The sequence below is a fragment of the Allobosea rubneri genome, assembly GCF_032464875.1.
Taxonomy (GTDB): Bacteria; Pseudomonadota; Alphaproteobacteria; order Rhizobiales; family Beijerinckiaceae; genus Allobosea; species Allobosea rubneri.
The window spans coordinates 17945-34705 of sequence record NZ_JAWDID010000037.1 but is presented as its reverse complement, the minus strand read 5'-3'; the positions used below and the strand labels follow the sequence as shown (position 1 = coordinate 34705).

Below are 16761 nucleotides of genomic sequence, written 5' to 3'. Positions count from 1 at the left end.
CAGACGCAAAGGCGGGCCTAGCGCCTCAGGCGACCTTCAGGGCGTTGCAGACGAAGCGGACGATCTCACCGGTCGAGAACGGCTTGCGGACGAAGCGGACGTCGCGCAGTTCGGCGGGCACGTCGCTCGGCGCCGAGCCTGAGACGAAGACCAGCGGCGTCCCCTTGGCCCGCAGGCTGGCGGCGATGCCGAAGGTCTTGCCCCCGACGACGTCGATATCGAGGAGCGCGCAGGAAACCGGCTTGTCGGCGGCGATCTTGGCCTGCGAGAGCGATTCGACGACCACGAGTTCCGCACGGTCACCGAGCTGCTCGCTGACGGCCGTCTCGATATCCATCGCGATGAAGGGATCGTCCTCGACGATGAGGATCCGGATATCAGACATGATCTCCAGGTTACCTTCTAACTTCACGCCGCAGCTCCCATGCAGTTTCTGCCTGTGAGCTGGAAGAACGCCCCCTCGGACGATCTTGTTCCGATTTGAGTCGTTTTCCGAGCAGAAACGCATCGAATTAGACTTAAATTGCGCGCGCAAGGTTAGCAAAAGGTAAGCAGTCTCTGCGCCGTTCAGCGTTTGCGCGGCGCCCGCGTCAGGTTGAGCTCGAACTCGGTGACCCCCAGCGCGACATTGGTACCGCGCTGCATCGGCAGCGCCCGCGGTTCGAGGCGCACATCATTGTCGATGCTGCCGACCAGGGCGGGACCGCCATTGGCCGGGCGCGCATAGCGCCCGTTGAGCACACCGAGCGGCGCCCTCGCATAGGGGCCGTAGACGTGCCAGGCGATCAGGCTGCGGCCGACGCTTTTTGGATCGAGCGCGAAGCCGCGAATGACCCCGGTATAGGTCTGGAGCGGACCACGGCGCGGGCGGAAACGACATTCCAGCGGGCGCTGCGTCGCGACGGCCTGCGCCAAGCCTGTCCCGATTGAGCAGGTCAGCCGCCCGGCCGGAGCGCGGCTCTGCGCCATCGCCGGGGCCGCCGCGAACGAAAGCCCGGCCATGGCGGCGAGCACGACGGCGGCTTCGATCAATTGTCCCATTCGCGCTCTCTCCATGCCTCGAAACTTCGCCAGAACGCCCCAATCGCTCCACAGTTCCCGCTTAATCCGGAACCTCAATCCGGTGCTTGCGTTGATGGGAACTAAGCAGTGGAAGCGCAAATGCCAAACCATAACAAGACCGACAGGGCACCGATCTTTCCGATACCGCACCTGCCGCGCGATCTTCCGCCATTCTGGGAGCTCGAACAACTTCTGAGCGCCGGATGCGACCTCGACAGCGCGCTCGAGGAACTCGGTCGCCGCCGCGAAGCGCTGAGCAGCGGACGGCCCATGCCACAGATGGTCGTGCAGGTCGAACCTGCGGGCCTGCCCCCGGGCATCTTCACGATCGCGTCATAGCCGGCGCCTTACTGGCAGAAGCGGGATGAATTCGTCCGGCGCTGCTGGATGTCCACATGCAGGTGATTGGCATGCGCGGCGTCCGAACCCGGACCCAGCGCCGTCATGAAGGCGCCGCAGGCGGATTGCCTGACCGCGTCAAGGAAGCGGGTCTGGACAAGGCCCTCCGGCTTTTCAACCGAAATCTCCAACCTGCCCTGACGTTCCTCTCCGAGCTGGAAAGCGAAGATGTCGAGGGCCCGGCCGGTGGCATGCTCGCTCATCGGCGTCTGTGTCTGGCGGTTGCGCCGCCGGCATTCGTGACCGCCCCCGACACGCAGACTGGCGAGCTCCTTGTCCAGTGCTCCGCGCGCCAGCGGCACCAGCGCCGAATCGAACCAGACGGACAGCGCGCGCGCCATGTCGCAGCTCAGCGTTGGAGGCGGCACGAGCTTGATCGATCCCGCCCCATCCGGCCGGCGCACGGCGAGCGCCTCGACGATCACGGGCTCGACGACCCGGCACCCTTCCGCGGCAAGCGAGGCAGAGGGCGGTGCGGGGCGCAGCCGGTTGCCGGAAACGCCCGAGAGGGCCGTGAGACAGGAGCTGGCTTCGGCCGGCGGCGGCGGAGCACCCGCCGGCGCCGATGAAGGTGGCGGCGAAATTGAAGCCTGCGGCGAGGACTTTGGCACGACAGGCGCGGCCTCCGGCGCCGGGAGCTTCGCCGGGCGACGCGGCGGCAAGGTAGCCGGGGCGGGGCGCGCCTGGGCGCCCTCGCGGGCTACGGCAATGGTGTTTCCGGGCAAAAGCAGGGAAGCGGCGGCGGTCAGCGTCAGGGCGACGCCGGTCCGCCGCACGAGCTGGGCCCTCACGCGCCGAGCACCGCGTAGAACAGCGATGCCAGCGAAACCACCGCGATCAGCGCGGCGAGCAGGGCCATGACCATGCCGGTTCTCCTTCGCGTCGTCCGGACCTGGATAACGCGAAGCGGAGCCGGCTTGTTCCCGGCTCCGGCGTCGGGCGCCCTCAAGCCGCCTTGCGGCCGGCGCGGCGATCGAAGAACAGCGCCTGGCTGATCGCCGCCTTCACCGCCTCGGGCTGGAAGGGCTTGGTGATCAGGAAGGCGGGCTCCGGCCGGTCGCCGGTGAGCAGACGCTCCGGATAGGCGGTGATGAAGATCACCGGCACGTCGATCGAGCCAAGGATCTCGTTGACCGCGTCCAGTCCGGAGCTGCCATCGGCGAGCTGGATATCGGCCAGGACCAGGCCCGGCCGCTTCTTGCCGACAAGCGCGATCGCCTCGCGATGGGTGCGGGCGACGCCGGTGACGCGATGGCCGAGCTCCTCGACCATGGTCTCGATGTCGAGGGCGATGATCGGCTCGTCCTCGATGATCAGGACATCGGTCGCAACCTGTTCGGCGATCTCCTGGCCGGCGGACTGGACGAGGCCGGCCGCCTCTGCCGTCGAAATCATCATGATTTCACCCACCTCCTCGATCGGGAAGCCTTCCACGGTCCGCAGCAGGAAAGCCTGGCGCGGACGCGGCGTCAGCGCATCGAGGTTGCGCTCGACGGCGGAACGCTCTGCGTCCTGCGGCGTCGCCTTGTCGTTGAGGCCGACCGAGGACCAGAGCTGCAGGAAGATTCGGTAGAGCCCGAGCTTGGGCGCGACATCGCGCGGGAACGAGCCGGGATCTTCGACGAGCGCTTCGAGCGTCGCCACGACATAGGCGTCACCGCTCGCCTGCGTCCCGCTGAGGGCGCGGGCGAAGCGACGCAGATAAGGCAGGTGCGGTGCGATTTCCTTGGCGATGGACATGGTTCGACCCCCGTAAAAAGTTGCCGGAACAGAGCACCCAAGTCACTGTTCTGACAAGCAAATTATTTTTCGTAAGATTTGGAACCTTTTCAATTCCGGATCGTTATTGGGCCGGATAAGTGTCTTATCGGGGGCTGCCGCGCGTGGACCGAGGCGTCACGGGCGGAGCGTGTGGGCGCGGCCGGCGGCGCGCCATAGGAGTAAGGAAGCGATGCACAACATGAACTCCGATTTGCCGGAGAGAGACGAGGTCGACGCCGAATTCGACGCCCTGCTCGATCCCAAGGTGCAGGAATCGATCGGCCGCTCGCTGAAGGCCCATTACGACGACCTCATCAACGCGCCGATCCCCGACAAATTCCTGGTGCTGCTGGCCCAGCTCGAAGCAACGGAACGCCGCCTGCCGACCGAGGGCGAGTCCGATGAGCGCCGATGATTTCAAGGACGGCCTGATCGCCGAAATCCCGAATCTGCGCGCCTTCGCCGCGTCGCTCTCCGGTTCGATGCAGCTCGCCGACGACCTTGTGCAGGACACGCTGCTCAAGGCCTGGGGCAATGCCGAGAAGTTCCAGCCGGGCACCAGCCTGCGCGCCTGGCTCTTCACGATCCTGCGCAACACCTACTACTCGCTCTACCGCAAGCGCGGCCGCGAAGTGCAGGACAGCGACGGCACCTATGCCGACCGGCTCGCAACGCATGGCAATCAGGAAAGCCATCTCGATCTCGCCGACTTCCGCAAGGCACTCGCCAAATTGCCGGAGGAACAGCGAGAGGTCCTGATCATGGTCGGAGCGACAGGCCTCTCCTATGAGGAGACGGCGGAGATCTGCGGTGTCGCCATCGGCACGATCAAGAGCCGGGTGAATCGGGCTCGCTCCAGGCTCGCCGAGCTTCTCTCGATCGGCGGCGTCGACGATCTCGGCCCGGATCACCGGATCACTGCGGCAGTGCAGCGAGCGGGGCCGGAAATCGTCAGCGGGTGAGATGGCTCTCTCGCTGTTCAGGACGGTCCGGGGCCGCCTGCTGGCGCTGATGGTCGCAATCGCCCTGCCGATCGCCGCACTGACGGCGGCGGCAGCGGTTTCGACCTATCGCACCGTGCTGGATGCGATCCACACCTCGCAGGCGCGCGCGGCGGACGACTACGCCGTGCGCGCGCGCATCTGGTATCGCGGCGCCCTGCGTGCGCTGTTGGCGACACATGCGACCCTGACGGCGCTCTCGCCCGACCAGACCCAGGAATGCCCACCGCTCGACGGCGTGCTGCGCAGCACCACCGGCTATCTCGCCCTGCACTTCACCGCGCCCGGGCGCGCGCCCTGCTCGGTCTCGCTTGATCCGGAAATCGGCCAGGCCGAACTCGCAGGGATTGCCGCGCAGATGCTGACGCGGCCGGCGGTGCCGATCTGGGGCGGCGTCGAACTCGCCGAAGCGCGCTACGATGAGGTCGAAATTCGTGGCAAGCGCTTCCTCGCCATCCACACACGCCCCTCGCCGGGCAAGCCGGACGAGACGGCCCTGCTGCTGGCCAGCCCCGATCTCCTCAACAGCGTCTTCGACCTCGGCACCGCCGATCCCGGCCTGATCGCCGGCATGGTCAGCCGCGGCAGCGGCGTGGTGATCCAGCGCGGCGGCAACCGGGGCGATGACAGCTGGCTGCCGCGCGACGAGTTCGTTCCCGAGCAGATCCAGCGCTGGCGTGGCACGAGCCGCGCCGGCGAATCGCGTTCCTACGCCGCCCGCCTGATCGCGGCGCCCGATCTCTATGTCATCGCCAGCTTCGACCAGCGTGCGGAGCAGGCCGCGACCACGCAGTTTTACGCGCTACTGCTCGCCCCCCTGCTGACGCTCGGGCTGCTTTGCATCGTCTATCTCAAGGCCGTCGACCAGCATTGCGTGCGCTGGCTGCGCGGCATCGAGTCGGCGGCGCGCGCGCGTCGTTCGAATTCCGGCGCCCGCGCCGTGGTCTCGAATGATATGCCCGGGGACATTCGCAGCGTCGCCGAGGCGTTCAACACCATGGTCGACGAGCAGGAGGTCCGGCAGGGCAAGCTCCAGGCGGCGCTCGACGACAACCGCTTCCTCGTCCGCGAGCTGCACCACCGCGTCAAGAACAGCCTGCAGGTGGTGCAGAGCTATATCGGCCTGACCAAGCGCGACCATCAGGGCGAGGCGCGGATCGCCCTCTCCGACGCTGAGTGCCGCGTCCACGTGCTCTCCGCAGCCTATCGTTTCACGCTCGCCGATGGCGAGATGCAGCCGGTGCGCATCGACCTGTTTCTCGACGATGTCGTGGCGATGATCACGAGCCTGGTGCGCAGCCGCTCGCAATGGGTCACCGGCAAGGTCGACACCCTCGCCGCACTGCCGATCGACCGCATCATTCCGCTCGGCTTCCTGATCGTCGACGTGGTCTCGCGCACCCTGCGCGCCGTGCCGGGGATCGGCATCACCATCGCGGTCAGCGATTTCGACGAGCATACGATCGAGGTCGCGATCAGTGCCGACCGGGAGACGCCGCCGATCGCGCCGCCCCGGCTCTTCGCGGGCTTGCTCACGCAGGTCGAGGCGGTTGAGGTCAGCCCGGCCAAGGGCATGAGCCTCGGCGTCTGGCGCATTCGCCACAGCAGCTGACGAGAAGGCGTAGCGCCGCGGTCAAACCGCGGCCGGCTCCGGCGCGCTGGCAGGGGTGATCGTAACCCCGACCGCCAGGCCGAGGAACGAACCGGCGGGACCGACATAGCTTCCGGCCACCGGCGAGGCATCCTCCGGCACCCGCGCGACGGCGACGCGCAGCAATTGCCGGTCGGCGACGAGATCATTGGTCGGGTCGAACTCGATCCAGCCATCGCCGGGAATGAAGACATCGGCCCAGGCATGGGTCAGCCCCACCAGCGAGGTCAGCGTCTCGTCCGCCGGCGAGCGGTCATGGATGTAGCCGGTGACGAAGCGCGCGGCGAAGCCGAGCCGGCGAGCGAGCTCGATGAACAGCCAGGCGTAGTCGCGACATGAGCCGGCCTGCGCCGCCAACGTGTCGAGCGGGTGCTGCGTGCCCTCGTCGAAGCGCACGGCGTAGCTCAGGCTGCTGTTGATCGCGTGCGCCAGCTCGCGCAGCAGATGCCCTCCCCCGATTCCGGCCCGGAAGGTCTCGAGCCAGGCGTCGAGCGCCCCGTCCGGATCGGCGGCGGCAAGATCGAGATAGGGTTGCAGCACGGCGCGTTCGGCCGGGCTGTAACTGATCGCCCCGCTCTCGACATCCGGCCCGAGCGCGGCGGTCGGCAGCGCCGATCCGAAGCGCTGGATGACGAGCTCGCTGACGATGTCGAGCGTCTCGGCCTCGCCGGTGAAGCTCGCCATGGCGACCGGGTTGCCATAGGCGTCGTGCATCCAGCGCAGGCTCGCCGCAGGCGAGATCGTGATCACGGCGTCGATGACGCGCAGGTCAAAGGAATCACGCGGGCGCAGCATCAGCCGGTGCGGACCGAAGGATACCGGGCAGGCATAGCGATAGGTCGTCGCGTGGCGGATGCGAAGATACATGCCTGTCCCCCGGCCAGGACGCTCCGGGCCGCTACGATAGAGGCCCCGAAGCCAACTGCACGCCGCCACGGAAAAAGCCGCCTTGCGGCGGCTTCATGCTTCGGCGCTCGCTGCTACTACGCGGCAGCGAGGCTTCATGCTTCGGCGCTCGCTGCTACTACGCGGCAGCGAGGCTGTGGTTCCCTCAGCCCGCTCAGCGCAGGACGGTGCCGCCCGACAGGCGGGCTTCCTGCTGCGAGGTCGGAACCACGCGATGGGCGAGGTCACGGCGGGTCTCGGCCGGGTTCACGGCGGCGAGCTGCATGTCGGAAGGAATGCCGCGCTGGATCTTGGCCTCGGCGACCGCCTGCGAGCTCTCGCCGACACCGTTCTGTAGCGCGGCGCCGGTGGTCAGCGCGGTCACGACCAGCGCCATGGCGCCGAAGAAGGTGGCTGCGCGCTTGAGGGGGGCAAGGCTGGCGGTCGTCATCTTCGCTCTCCCGATTCGCATGGACCGCTCGCGGCGGCTTCGGCTTGTCAACCAGTTCGGGAGGGTTTTGTTCCGTGCAGGGGCGAAATCGCCGCGAACTAAACTTTTTCTTCGGCAGCCGGATCATTGGCAGCCGCGCGCCCGCGGAACAGCCGCCAGAGCGATTTGCCGAGGCGTCTCGATGTCAGATGCGCGCCGGCCTGGCGCTTCTCCAGGGTAATCTTGCGGTCGTGGAAGTCCTCCAGCCCCGGCCGGTGGCCGACGCTGATCACGGTGGCTGCGGCGAGATCCTCCTCGAGCAGGCCGAGCAGAGAGTTCTGGCTGTCCTCGTCGAGCGCCGAGGTCGCCTCGTCCATGATGATGATGTCGGGCTTCTGGATCAGCAGGCGCGCGAAGGCGACGCGCTGGCGCTCGCCGCCGGACAGCGTCTGGTCCCAGCGCTCCTCCTCATCGAGCCGCTTGGCGAGATAGGAGAGACCGCAACGCTGGAGCGCGGCCACGACGACATCGTCGGAGACCCTGCTCTCGGCCTCGGGATAGAGCAGCACGTCCCGCAAGGTACCCATCGGCATGTAGGGCTTCTGCGGCACGAAGGCGAGGCGCTTGCCTTGCGGCAGTTCGATCGAGCCCGAGCCCCAGGGCCAGAGGCCGGCTAGCGCCCGGATCAGGGTGCTCTTGCCGGTGCCGCTCTCGCCGGTGATCAGCACCTTCTCGCCGAGTTCGATCACCACCGAGGCATCCGCGATGACGATGCGGCCATTGCTGTGGGCGAGCGAGAGGTTCTCGATATGGATGGCGCCGTCGCCGCTCTCGCCCAGCGCGATCTGGGTCTCGCCCTCCATGATCGTGCCGATGTCGAGCGCCTCAAGCGTCTCGGCCAATTCGTCGACGCGGGTGACCGAGGCGAACCATTCGGCGAGGCGCACGAAATTATCGACGAACCAGATCAGCGCCGCCTGCACCGCGCTGAAGGCGGCGACCACCTGCATCACCGCGCCCAGGGTGATCTCCCCGGACAGGAATTTCGGCGCGACCAGCAGCAGGGGCACGATCGGGAAGAGCGCGCCATTGGTGTTGAGCACGATGGCGATGACACCCTGCTGGCGGATGACCTTGAGCCAGGCTGCGACGACACGGCCATAGTTCTCGCCGACCGAGTCGCGCTCGTCGGCATCGCCCTTGATCAGGGCGATGCTCTCGGCATTCTCACGCAGGCGCGTCATCTCTGCCCGGAACTGCGCCTCCGCCTCGTTCTTGGCGGCGATGCGCGGCACCAGGGGCCGGCCGGCGAAATAGGCGGCGAGCGAGGCGATGATCGCATAGAGCACGGCGGCGAGCGCCATGTAGCTGGGAATGACGATTTCCGAGCCGCCAAAGGTGAAGCGCGCCGAGCCGGCGACGTGCCAGAGGATCGCGGCGAAGGTCGCCGCCGTCACCGCGGCGCTGATCAGCCCGATGGCGAACTCGACCAGGGGCTCGATGGCGAGCCTGACATCGTCGGCGATGCGGTATTCGGGAGCCGACTGCTCGCGGGCGACGAATTGCAGCCGGTAATAGCGCTGATCGGCGATCCACCAGCCGGCGATGTGGCGCGTCAGCCATTCACGCCAGCGCACCTGCAGCAGCATTCGGCTGATCACCAGACAGGAGAGCGCCAGCGCCGAGCCGGCGACGAGCAGCGGCAGCCAGCCGACCACCGACCAGACGGCCGCGACGTCCCGCTTCTCCAGCGCATCGAAGAACAGGCGGTTCCAGGCATTGACGCCGACAGCCGCCGCAAGTTGCGCAGCGACGCAGAACAGCACGAGGAGGGTCAGAAGCCAGGCCCGCAGCCGGCTCTCGCCGGTCCAGAACCGCAATGCCACGCGAAAGAACTGCCGCATGCGCGAGCGCCGCGGCACGGTGGAGGTGTCATTCATGCGGCCGGGCTCCAGATCGCCGCCGTCAGACCCCTATGACGTTGCTAAGAGAGGGCTTTCGCGGCAGAGAGGAAAACGCGAAGCCGAAGCGAGAGTTCCGGTCGCAGGCCGACGATATTGCGATGCACAAGCGCGATCGGCCGCTCCGGCGAGATCGCATGGGATCGCAGACTGGAAGGCAGGGAAGCGAACCGCATGGTCATGGTCTCGACGACCAATCGAAACCGGACGGGCGTGCCCTGCCTCGCCTGCCCCTTGCGCCTCAAGCCGGCCTTCAAGGACAAGCCGGACGACGAGATCCGCTTCATCCAGTCGATGAAAGTCGACCATCGTCAGTTGCCGGCCGGCGCCGACATCATCCATCCCGGCCAGGAGGATGCAGAGCTCTACACGCTCTTCTCCGGCTGGGCCTTCCGCTACAAATCACTGCCGGACGGGCGCCGCCAGATCCTCAACTTCCTGCTTCCGGGCGACCTCGTCGGCCTGCAGGCTTCGCTGCTCAGCGCCGCGCAACACGGCATCGAGTCGCTGACAGAGGTCGAGCTCTGCGTCTTCCCGCGCCGGCGCACCTATGAGCTGTTCGCCCGCATGCCCGCGCTCGCCTATGAGCTCGCCTGGCTCGGCTCGCGCGAGGAATCGCTGATCGACGAGAACCTGACCTCGGTCGGGCAGCGCAATGCCCAGGAGCGAATCGCCGCGCTGCTTATCTCGCTCTATCGCCGGGCCGACGCCCTCGGCCTCGTCAGCGAGGACAGCTTCGCTTTTCCGCTGACCCAGCAGCATCTCGCCGACGCGCTCGGCCTGTCGCTGGTCCACACCAGCAAGACCTGGTCGCGGCTGCGCCGGGCCGGGTTGTTCGCGCTATCAGGCGGCCGCCTCAAGCTGCTCAACCCGCGCCTGACCGAGCGCATGGCGCTGCTTTTCGAAAGCGAGCGCCGGCCCCGGCCATTGATCTGAGCGGCGGCGCGCCAAGAAATCTCTGGATTCGAGGGCTCTTGACCCCATATGACAGCGGCGTAACGTCACCGCATTGTCGCACTGTCCCGCTGCAGCGGGTCGCGACGCGCCGCTCAGAGGTCCTATGGTCCACCCCGCTCCCGGCTCGCGGCCGCGCAACGCTTCCCTTGCCACGCGGCTCGGTCAGTCCTCGGTCGCAGCCCGGCTCGAGGATGAGATGCGCCTGACCGCCGCCGAGCTGGCTGACAGCGTCGCCCAGGCCAGGCTGCGCGTGGCGGCGGCGCGCTACAAGGTCGAGGACGAGGTCCGCAACACCGCCGGCAAGCTGAAGACCCGGGTGCGCAAGGCCGCCGACGAGGCGCGCGCCAAGTTCGGCGACGATGCCCGCTTCCTGAAATCCTGGATCGATTCGCCTGGGCGCACCGGCGCGGTCGCGCCGTCCAGCCCCTTTCTCGCCAAGCGCATGGCCTCCTATGTCGATCCGCTGGTCGAAGGCCCGGTGGTCGAGATCGGCCCCGGCACCGGACCGGTCACCGAGGCGCTGATCGCCCGCGGCATCGACGAATCCCGCCTGGTGCTGGTCGAGTTCGCTCCCGAGTTCTGCGAACTGCTGCGCGGGCGCTTCCCGCGGGCCACCATCGTCGAGGGCGACGCCTACGCTCTGTCGAAGACGCTGCAAGGCCATCTCGGCGAGAAGGCAAGCGCGGTCGTCTCCAGTCTGCCGCTGTTCAACCGGCCGCCGGCCGAGCGCTCGGCCCTGGTTAATGACGCCTTCGACAATGTGCTCCAGCCCGGTGCGCCCTTCATCCAGTTCACCTATGCGATGGTCTCGCCGATCACCCGCAAGGGCTCGGGGCTGAAGTCGCAGGTTTCCGACTGGGTGCTGCGCAACATCCCGCCGGCGCGCGTCTGGGTCTATCGCCGCTCCAAGCCCTGAGGCTTCGCGAGCCCTGTGTCTTCCTTCCATCGCATGGCGAGGGCAAGCTGACGGCAGCCGTGCCGTCCTGCGCGCCTGCCCTTTCGCCTCTGCCGGAGCCCGTCATGCCAAAAATCCTCGTCTTCGCCGGCTCCTGGCGGCCGGGCTCGATGAACACGCGGCTCGCGACCCTGGTGGCCAAGAAGCTCGCAGCGGCCGGCGCCGAGGTGACGCAGATCTCGCTCGGCGACTATCCGCTGCCGCTGATCGACGCCCGCGCCTTCGACAACGACCCGCCCGCGGAGGCGAAGGCGCTCGCCGCGCTGGTCGAGGCGCATGACGGGCTCTTCATCGTCAGCCCGGAATACAATGCCGGCTACCCGCCGGCGCTGAAGAACGCGCTCGACTGGATCAGCATCGTCCGTTCGGGCGGGCCGGGCCTGCGCGGCAAGGTCGTCGCGCTGGGCGGAGCGTCCGCCGGCTCGCTCGGCACCTATCGCTGCCTGACGCAGCTGCGCACCGTGCTCGAGCTCGGCTTCGGCGCGCTGCTCGTGCCGGAAATGCTCGCCGTCGCCGGCGCCGACAAGGCCTATGGCGAGGATGGCGAGCTCAGCGACCGGCGCACCGCCGGCTTCCTCGACAAGGTCGTCGCGCGGCTGATCAAGGTCGCCGCGATGCATCCCTGACCCGCAAGGCGGGACGAAGAGGGGCTATTCCAGCCGGCACGGTCCGGCCGCCGGTGACAGCCGCCAGATCCCGTCATCGGGCTTCGCCGGAATGCGTGCCGCGCCGTCGGCGATTTCCTCGGCGTCATAGGGATCGGGATTGGCGGTGATCCCGGCATTGCGGATGTCGAGCGCCCCGTTCGGCCCGCGCTCGATCCGCCAGCTGCCCGCATCCCATTCCGGCCGACAGAGAAGGCCCTGCCCGGCGGCACGGCAGAAGCCGCCGAGCTGATAGTCGAAGGCCTGACCGGGCTTCACGCGCTCGCGCAGATTGATGTGGAGCATGACGTAGACGCTGCCACCCTCTCCCGGCTGCCAATTCTCCGGCGAATGCAGCAGGCGGATCTTCGCAACCTTCTGGCGCGGATGCGTCGCGAGATGGGCCGCATCATAGCTGCGCTCCCAGCAGGCGTTCTTGCGCGGCGGCAATTCGCGCTCGAGCGGGCGGGCATCGGCCGCCGCAGCCGCGAGCAAAGGGATCAAGGCGAAGGCAAGGCGCATGGCTGGCTCTCCCGGCACGGCTCGCAGCGGCCAACAGCGTCGCGCGCGTCCGGCCGGCGATCAAGCGGGCCTTGCCGCGGTCGGGGATGAATTCGCGCCATGGCTGGCCTTCGGCCGCCAAATCCGGCACATCCCAGCCATGTCGTCGCCCAGCGAATCAAAAGCCCGCGCGATCCTGAAGTCGGTGTTCGGCTATGACGATTTCCGCCCCGGGCAATGGGAGGTGATCGAAGCCGCGCTGTCCGGCCGCGACGTCTTCGCGGTGATGCCGACCGGCTCGGGCAAGTCGATGTGCTACCAGCTGCCGGCACTGGTCGCAGGCGGGCTGACCCTGGTCGTCTCGCCGCTGATCGCGCTGATGCGCGACCAGGTCGGGCAACTCGTCCGCGCCGGCGTGCCGGCCGCCTCGCTCAACTCGATGAACAGCGAGGAGGAGGCGGCGGCCGCCTGGGACCGGCTCAATGCCGGCGAACTGCGCCTGCTCTTCGTCTCGCCGGAACGCCTCGCCGGAGAGGGACTGGTCGGACGCCTGCGCCGGCTCGGCGTCACCCGGCTCGCCATCGACGAGGCGCATTGCGTCTCGCAATGGGGCCATGACTTTCGGCCGGAATACCGCCTGCTCTCCAAGGTCCGCGAGGCGCTCGGCAACGTCCCGGTCACGGCTCTGACCGCGACGGCCGACCGCCAGACGCGAGACGACATTGCCCAGCAGCTCTTCCCGCAGCCGCCGCATCTGGTGGTGCATTCCTTCGATCGGCCGAACCTGAAGCTCGCCTTCGCGCCGAAGGACCAGCCGCGCCGGCAGATCGCCGATTTCCTCAAGGTCCATCGCGGCGGCTCGGGCATCGTCTACTGCTCCTCGCGCGGGCGCACCGAGCGGCTGGCGGAGGGGCTGCGCGAAAAGGGCTACAAGGCCTATGCCTACCATGCCGGGCTGGAGCAGGCCGAGCGCAACCGCAACCAGGACATCTTCCTGCAGGAGGACGGCGTCGTCGTCTGCGCCACCATCGCCTTCGGCATGGGCATCAACAAGCCCGATGTCCGCTTCGTCGTCCATGCCGACATGCCGGGCTCTATCGAGGGCTACTATCAGGAGATCGGCCGCGCCGGGCGCGATGGGCTCCCGGCCGACACGCTGACGCTCTACGGCGTCGACGACATGGCGCTGCGCCGCCGCCAGATCGACGAGAAGGCGATCGACGACGAACGCCGCCGGATCGAGCACAAGCGCCTCAACGCGATGATCGACCTATGCGAATCGGCGCTCTGCCGGCGCAGCGCGCTGCTCTCCTATTTCGGCGAGCAGACGCCGCCCTGCCGCCATGGCAATGCACCGTTCCGCTGCGATCTCTGCGGCCCGGAAGCGCCGGAGCTCGCCGATGCGACGCTCGATTCGCGCAAACTGCTCTCGGCGGTGGCGCGCTCCGGCCAGCGCTTCGGCGCGGCCCATCTCGCCGACATCCTGACCGGCACGGCGACCGAGGCGATCCGCCGCCAGAACCATGACGGGCTGAAGACCTTCGGCGTCGGCGCCGACAAGCCGAAGACCGCCTGGACGGCGCTGACGCGCAAGCTCTTCGCCGCCGGGGCGCTCGCCGAGGCCAGCGTCGAGCATGGCGGCTTCTGCCTGACGGAGAAGGGCGAGGACATCCTGTTCGGGCGCGAGCCGATCGCCCTAAGGATCGATCCGCATGCGGAGCGGCGCTCGCGACGCGGCGCGCGCGAGGCGGCCCGGGCCGACGGGCTCGACGGCGACACCGCCGCGCTGTTCGAGCATCTGCGCCAGCTCAGGCTCACCCTCGCCCGCGAGGAAGGCGTCGCCGCCTACATCATCTTCACCGACCGGACGCTGATCGCGATGGCGCGCGAGCGGCCGCTCGGCCTCGAGGAGATGCGGGGCATCGAGGGCGTCGGCGAGCGCAAGCTCAGCCAGTATGGCGAGGTCTTCCTCGACGCGATCTCGACATTTTCTGGCTAAAGCGGCGCGTCCCGCGTACGTACGCACGCGCACGTGAAAAAGCCATCCTGAACCCCTATATTCTCCAGACGAATCAAGATCATCGCGGGCGCCTGCTCGCCCGCTGAAGGACCCCGACATGAGCGATGCCGCCCGCGACCTCGAGGACGCCGCCTATGGCGCCGATTCCATCAAGGTTCTCAAAGGCCTGGATGCGGTGCGCAAGCGCCCCGGAATGTATATCGGCGACACCGATGACGGCTCGGGCCTGCACCACATGGTCTACGAGGTCGTCGACAACGCGATCGACGAGGCGCTCGCCGGCCATGCCGACCTCGTCACGGTGACGCTGAACGCCGACGGCTCGGTCACGGTCAGCGACAATGGTCGCGGCATCCCGACCGATATCCACAGCGAGGAAGGCATCTCGGCGGCCGAGGTCATCATGACCCAGCTCCATGCCGGCGGTAAGTTCGACCAGAACTCCTACAAGGTCTCGGGCGGCCTGCACGGCGTCGGCGTCTCCGTCGTCAACGCGCTCTCGGTCTCGCTGAAGCTGCGGATCTGGCGCGGCGGCAACGAGCATTTCATCGAGTTCCGCCATGGCGAGGCGGTGGCGCCGCTCGTCGTCGTCGGCCCGGCCGGCGACAGGCGCGGCACGGAGGTGACCTTCCTGCCGTCGCAAGAGACCTTCACCATGGTGGAGTTCGACTACAAGACGCTGGAGCACCGGCTGCGCGAGCTCGCCTTCCTGAACTCGGGCGTGCGCATCGTCCTGACCGATGCGCGCCATGCCGAGGTCGTCCGCGAAGAGCTGATGTATGAGGGCGGCGTCGAGGCCTTCGTGCGCTATCTCGACCGGGCCAAGTCGCCGGTGATCGACAAGCCGATCATGCTTTCCTCCGAGAAGGACGGGATCACGGTCGACGTCGCGCTCTGGTGGAACGACAGCTACCACGAGAACGTGCTCTGCTTCACCAACAACATCCCGCAGCGCGACGGCGGCACCCATCTCGCCGGCTTTCGCGCCGCGCTGACGCGCCAGGTCACCGGCTATGCCGAGACCTCCGGGATCTCGAAGAAGGAAAAGGTCTCGCTCACCGGCGACGATTGCCGCGAGGGCCTGACCGCGATCGTCTCGGTCAAGGTTCCCGACCCGAAATTCTCATCGCAGACCAAGGACAAGCTGGTCTCTTCGGAAGTCCGGCCCGTCGTCGAGAACGTCGTCAACCAGGCGCTCTCGACCTGGCTGGAGGAGCATCCGAACGAGGCCAAGACCATCGTCGGCAAGGTGGCGGAAGCCGCTGCCGCGCGCGAGGCCGCCCGCAAGGCGCGCGATCTCACCCGCCGCAAGGGCGCGCTCGATATCGCGTCTCTCCCAGGCAAGTTGGCTGATTGCCAAGAGAGGGACCCCGCCAAGTCCGAACTCTTCATCGTCGAGGGTGACTCGGCCGGCGGCTCGGCCAAGCAGGGCCGCGCCCGCGAGTACCAGGCGGTCCTGCCGCTGCGCGGCAAGATCCTCAATGTCGAGCGGGCGCGCTTCGACAAGATGCTCTCCTCCGACCAGGTCGGCACGCTGATCACGGCGCTCGGTGCCGGCATCGGCCGCGAGGAGTTCAACATCGAGAAGCTGCGCTACCACAAGATCATCATCATGACGGACGCCGACGTCGACGGCGCCCATATCCGCACGCTGCTGCTGACCTTCTTCTACCGGCAGATGCCGGAGGTGATCGAGCGCGGCCATCTCTTCATCGCCCAGCCGCCGCTCTACAAGGCGGCCCGCGGCAAGTCGCAGACCTATCTCAAGGACGAGCGGGCGCTCGAGGACTATCTCGTCGACTCCGCGCTCGACGGCGCCGTCTTCCGTATCGGCGACGGCAGCGAACGCGCCGGCCCGGACCTGCGCGCCCTGATCGAGGAGGCGCGCAGCGTGCGCCACACCCTGTCGCAGCTGCATTCGCGCTATGACAGGCGCGTCGTCGAGCAGACCGCGATCGCCGGCGTGCTGCGCCCGCAGGACGGCCAGAGCGAGGAGCAGCTGGCCGAAGCGGCCGCCTATGTCGCACGCCGGCTCGACGCGGTCTCGGACGAGATCGAGCGTGGCTGGGAAGGCAAGGTTGCCGATGGCGGCTTCGTGTTCTCGCGGCTGGTGCGCGGCGTTAAGCAGGTCGCGACGCTCGATGCCGGCCTGCTCGCCAGCGCCGAGGCCCGCCGGCTCGATGCCGCCGGCGCCTCTCTGCAGGAGGCCTATGCCAAGCCGGGCGTGCTCAGCCGCAAGGGCGACGACCACATCGTCAACGGTCCGAGCGACCTGTTTGACGCGGTCAACGCCATCGGCCGCAAGGGCGTTTCGCTGCAGCGCTACAAAGGCCTCGGCGAGATGAACCCGGACCAGCTCTGGGAGACGACCCTAGACCGCGACGTGCGCTCGCTGCTGCGCGTCAAGAACGACCAGAACGACGAAGCCGACGATCTCTTCGTCAAGCTGATGGGCGACGTGGTCGAGCCGCGCCGCGAGTTCATCCAGACCAACGCCCTGAACGCCAACGTCGATACCTGAGCCGTGGCGGCGG

18 protein-coding genes are annotated in these 16761 nt (G+C 67.8%); 9 read left to right on the top strand and 9 right to left on the bottom strand.

The features are described from left to right. Positions 1-25 precede the first annotated feature (25 nt). The gene (locus RKE40_RS20570) at positions 26-385 is read right to left on the bottom strand and encodes a response regulator (RefSeq protein WP_316020080.1); all 360 of its coding nucleotides are present in this window, start codon (positions 383-385) and stop codon (positions 26-28) included. A 182-nt stretch (positions 386-567) separates the two neighbouring features. Beyond that, the gene (locus RKE40_RS20565; RefSeq protein WP_316020079.1) at positions 568-1041 is read right to left on the bottom strand and encodes a DUF992 domain-containing protein; all 474 of its coding nucleotides are present in this window, start codon (positions 1039-1041) and stop codon (positions 568-570) included. Between the two features lie 120 nt (positions 1042-1161). Between RKE40_RS20565 and RKE40_RS20560 the strand changes: the two genes are divergently transcribed. Further along, positions 1162-1401 carry a hypothetical protein gene (locus tag RKE40_RS20560; protein ID WP_316020078.1) on the top strand — a complete coding sequence of 80 codons (240 nt, stop codon included), beginning with the start codon at positions 1162-1164 and terminating at the stop codon, positions 1399-1401. Positions 1402-1409: 8 nt separating this feature from the next. On the opposite strand, the gene RKE40_RS20555 is transcribed toward RKE40_RS20560, so the two are convergent. From RKE40_RS20555 to RKE40_RS20545, 3 genes are all read right to left on the bottom strand, one after another. Further along, positions 1410-2072: an extensin-like domain-containing protein gene (locus RKE40_RS20555; RefSeq protein ID WP_316020099.1), complete on the bottom strand. Its 663-nt coding sequence runs from the start codon at positions 2070-2072 to the stop codon at positions 1410-1412. 176 nt (positions 2073-2248) lie between these two features. Next, on the bottom strand, positions 2249-2410 hold the full coding sequence (locus tag RKE40_RS20550) for a hypothetical protein (protein WP_157089772.1): 162 nt from the start codon (positions 2408-2410) through the stop codon (positions 2249-2251). After that, entirely contained in the window at positions 2407-3201 is a 795-nt protein-coding gene (locus RKE40_RS20545; protein ID WP_316020077.1) for a response regulator, read from the bottom strand. Before RKE40_RS20545 ends, RKE40_RS20550 begins: the two co-directional genes overlap by 4 nt. A 220-nt stretch (positions 3202-3421) precedes the next feature. Between RKE40_RS20545 and RKE40_RS20540 the strand changes: the two genes are divergently transcribed. Genes RKE40_RS20540 through RKE40_RS20530 form a run of 3 tightly spaced genes read left to right on the top strand, consistent with a single transcriptional unit; the run spans position 3422 to position 5835 of the window. Further along, positions 3422-3637: a NepR family anti-sigma factor gene (locus RKE40_RS20540; protein WP_316020076.1), complete on the top strand. Its 216-nt coding sequence runs from the start codon at positions 3422-3424 to the stop codon at positions 3635-3637. Then, entirely contained in the window at positions 3624-4184 is a 561-nt protein-coding gene (locus RKE40_RS20535; protein WP_316020075.1) for a sigma-70 family RNA polymerase sigma factor, read from the top strand. The genes RKE40_RS20540 and RKE40_RS20535 overlap by 14 nt, the downstream gene beginning before the upstream one ends. Position 4185: 1 nt before the next feature. Further along, on the top strand, positions 4186-5835 hold the full coding sequence (locus tag RKE40_RS20530; RefSeq protein ID WP_316020074.1) for a histidine kinase dimerization/phosphoacceptor domain -containing protein: 1650 nt from the start codon (positions 4186-4188) through the stop codon (positions 5833-5835). A 21-nt stretch (positions 5836-5856) separates the two neighbouring features. Here RKE40_RS20530 and RKE40_RS20525 read toward each other — a convergent pair whose 3' ends face one another. The 3 genes from RKE40_RS20525 to RKE40_RS20515 all read right to left on the bottom strand — a co-directional run bounded on the left by RKE40_RS20525 (position 5857) and on the right by RKE40_RS20515 (position 9129). Beyond that, positions 5857-6741, bottom strand: a complete 885-nt coding sequence (locus tag RKE40_RS20525) for a transglutaminase family protein (RefSeq protein WP_316020073.1) — start codon at positions 6739-6741, stop codon at positions 5857-5859. 193 nt (positions 6742-6934) lie between these two features. After that, entirely contained in the window at positions 6935-7210 is a 276-nt protein-coding gene (locus tag RKE40_RS20520) for a hypothetical protein (RefSeq protein WP_316020072.1), read from the bottom strand. Positions 7211-7308: 98 nt separating this feature from the next. Beyond that, on the bottom strand, positions 7309-9129 hold the full coding sequence (locus RKE40_RS20515) for an ABC transporter ATP-binding protein/permease (protein WP_316020071.1): 1821 nt from the start codon (positions 9127-9129) through the stop codon (positions 7309-7311). Positions 9130-9324: 195 nt separating this feature from the next. On the opposite strand from RKE40_RS20515, the gene RKE40_RS20510 reads away from it, so the two are divergent. The 3 genes from RKE40_RS20510 to RKE40_RS20500 all read left to right on the top strand — a co-directional run bounded on the left by RKE40_RS20510 (position 9325) and on the right by RKE40_RS20500 (position 11688). After that, the gene (locus RKE40_RS20510) at positions 9325-10086 is read left to right on the top strand and encodes a Crp/Fnr family transcriptional regulator (RefSeq protein WP_316020070.1); all 762 of its coding nucleotides are present in this window, start codon (positions 9325-9327) and stop codon (positions 10084-10086) included. A 124-nt stretch (positions 10087-10210) separates the two neighbouring features. Then, on the top strand, positions 10211-11023 hold the full coding sequence (locus tag RKE40_RS20505; RefSeq protein WP_316020069.1) for a class I SAM-dependent methyltransferase: 813 nt from the start codon (positions 10211-10213) through the stop codon (positions 11021-11023). A gap of 104 nt (positions 11024-11127) precedes the next feature. After that, on the top strand, positions 11128-11688 hold the full coding sequence (locus tag RKE40_RS20500) for an NADPH-dependent FMN reductase (protein WP_316020068.1): 561 nt from the start codon (positions 11128-11130) through the stop codon (positions 11686-11688). A 24-nt stretch (positions 11689-11712) separates the two neighbouring features. On the opposite strand, the gene RKE40_RS20495 is transcribed toward RKE40_RS20500, so the two are convergent. Then, positions 11713-12228 (bottom strand): hypothetical protein, encoded by a 516-nt coding sequence (locus tag RKE40_RS20495; RefSeq protein WP_316020067.1) that lies wholly within the window; start codon positions 12226-12228, stop codon positions 11713-11715. A gap of 139 nt (positions 12229-12367) precedes the next feature. On the opposite strand from RKE40_RS20495, the gene recQ reads away from it, so the two are divergent. Both recQ and gyrB read left to right on the top strand, forming a co-directional pair. Next, on the top strand, positions 12368-14206 hold the full coding sequence (gene recQ / locus RKE40_RS20490) for a DNA helicase RecQ (protein WP_316020066.1): 1839 nt from the start codon (positions 12368-12370) through the stop codon (positions 14204-14206). A gap of 118 nt (positions 14207-14324) precedes the next feature. Next, positions 14325-16748, top strand: coding sequence for a DNA topoisomerase (ATP-hydrolyzing) subunit B (gyrB, locus tag RKE40_RS20485; RefSeq protein ID WP_316020065.1), 2424 nt, complete (start codon positions 14325-14327; stop codon positions 16746-16748). Positions 16749-16761 lie beyond the last annotated feature (13 nt).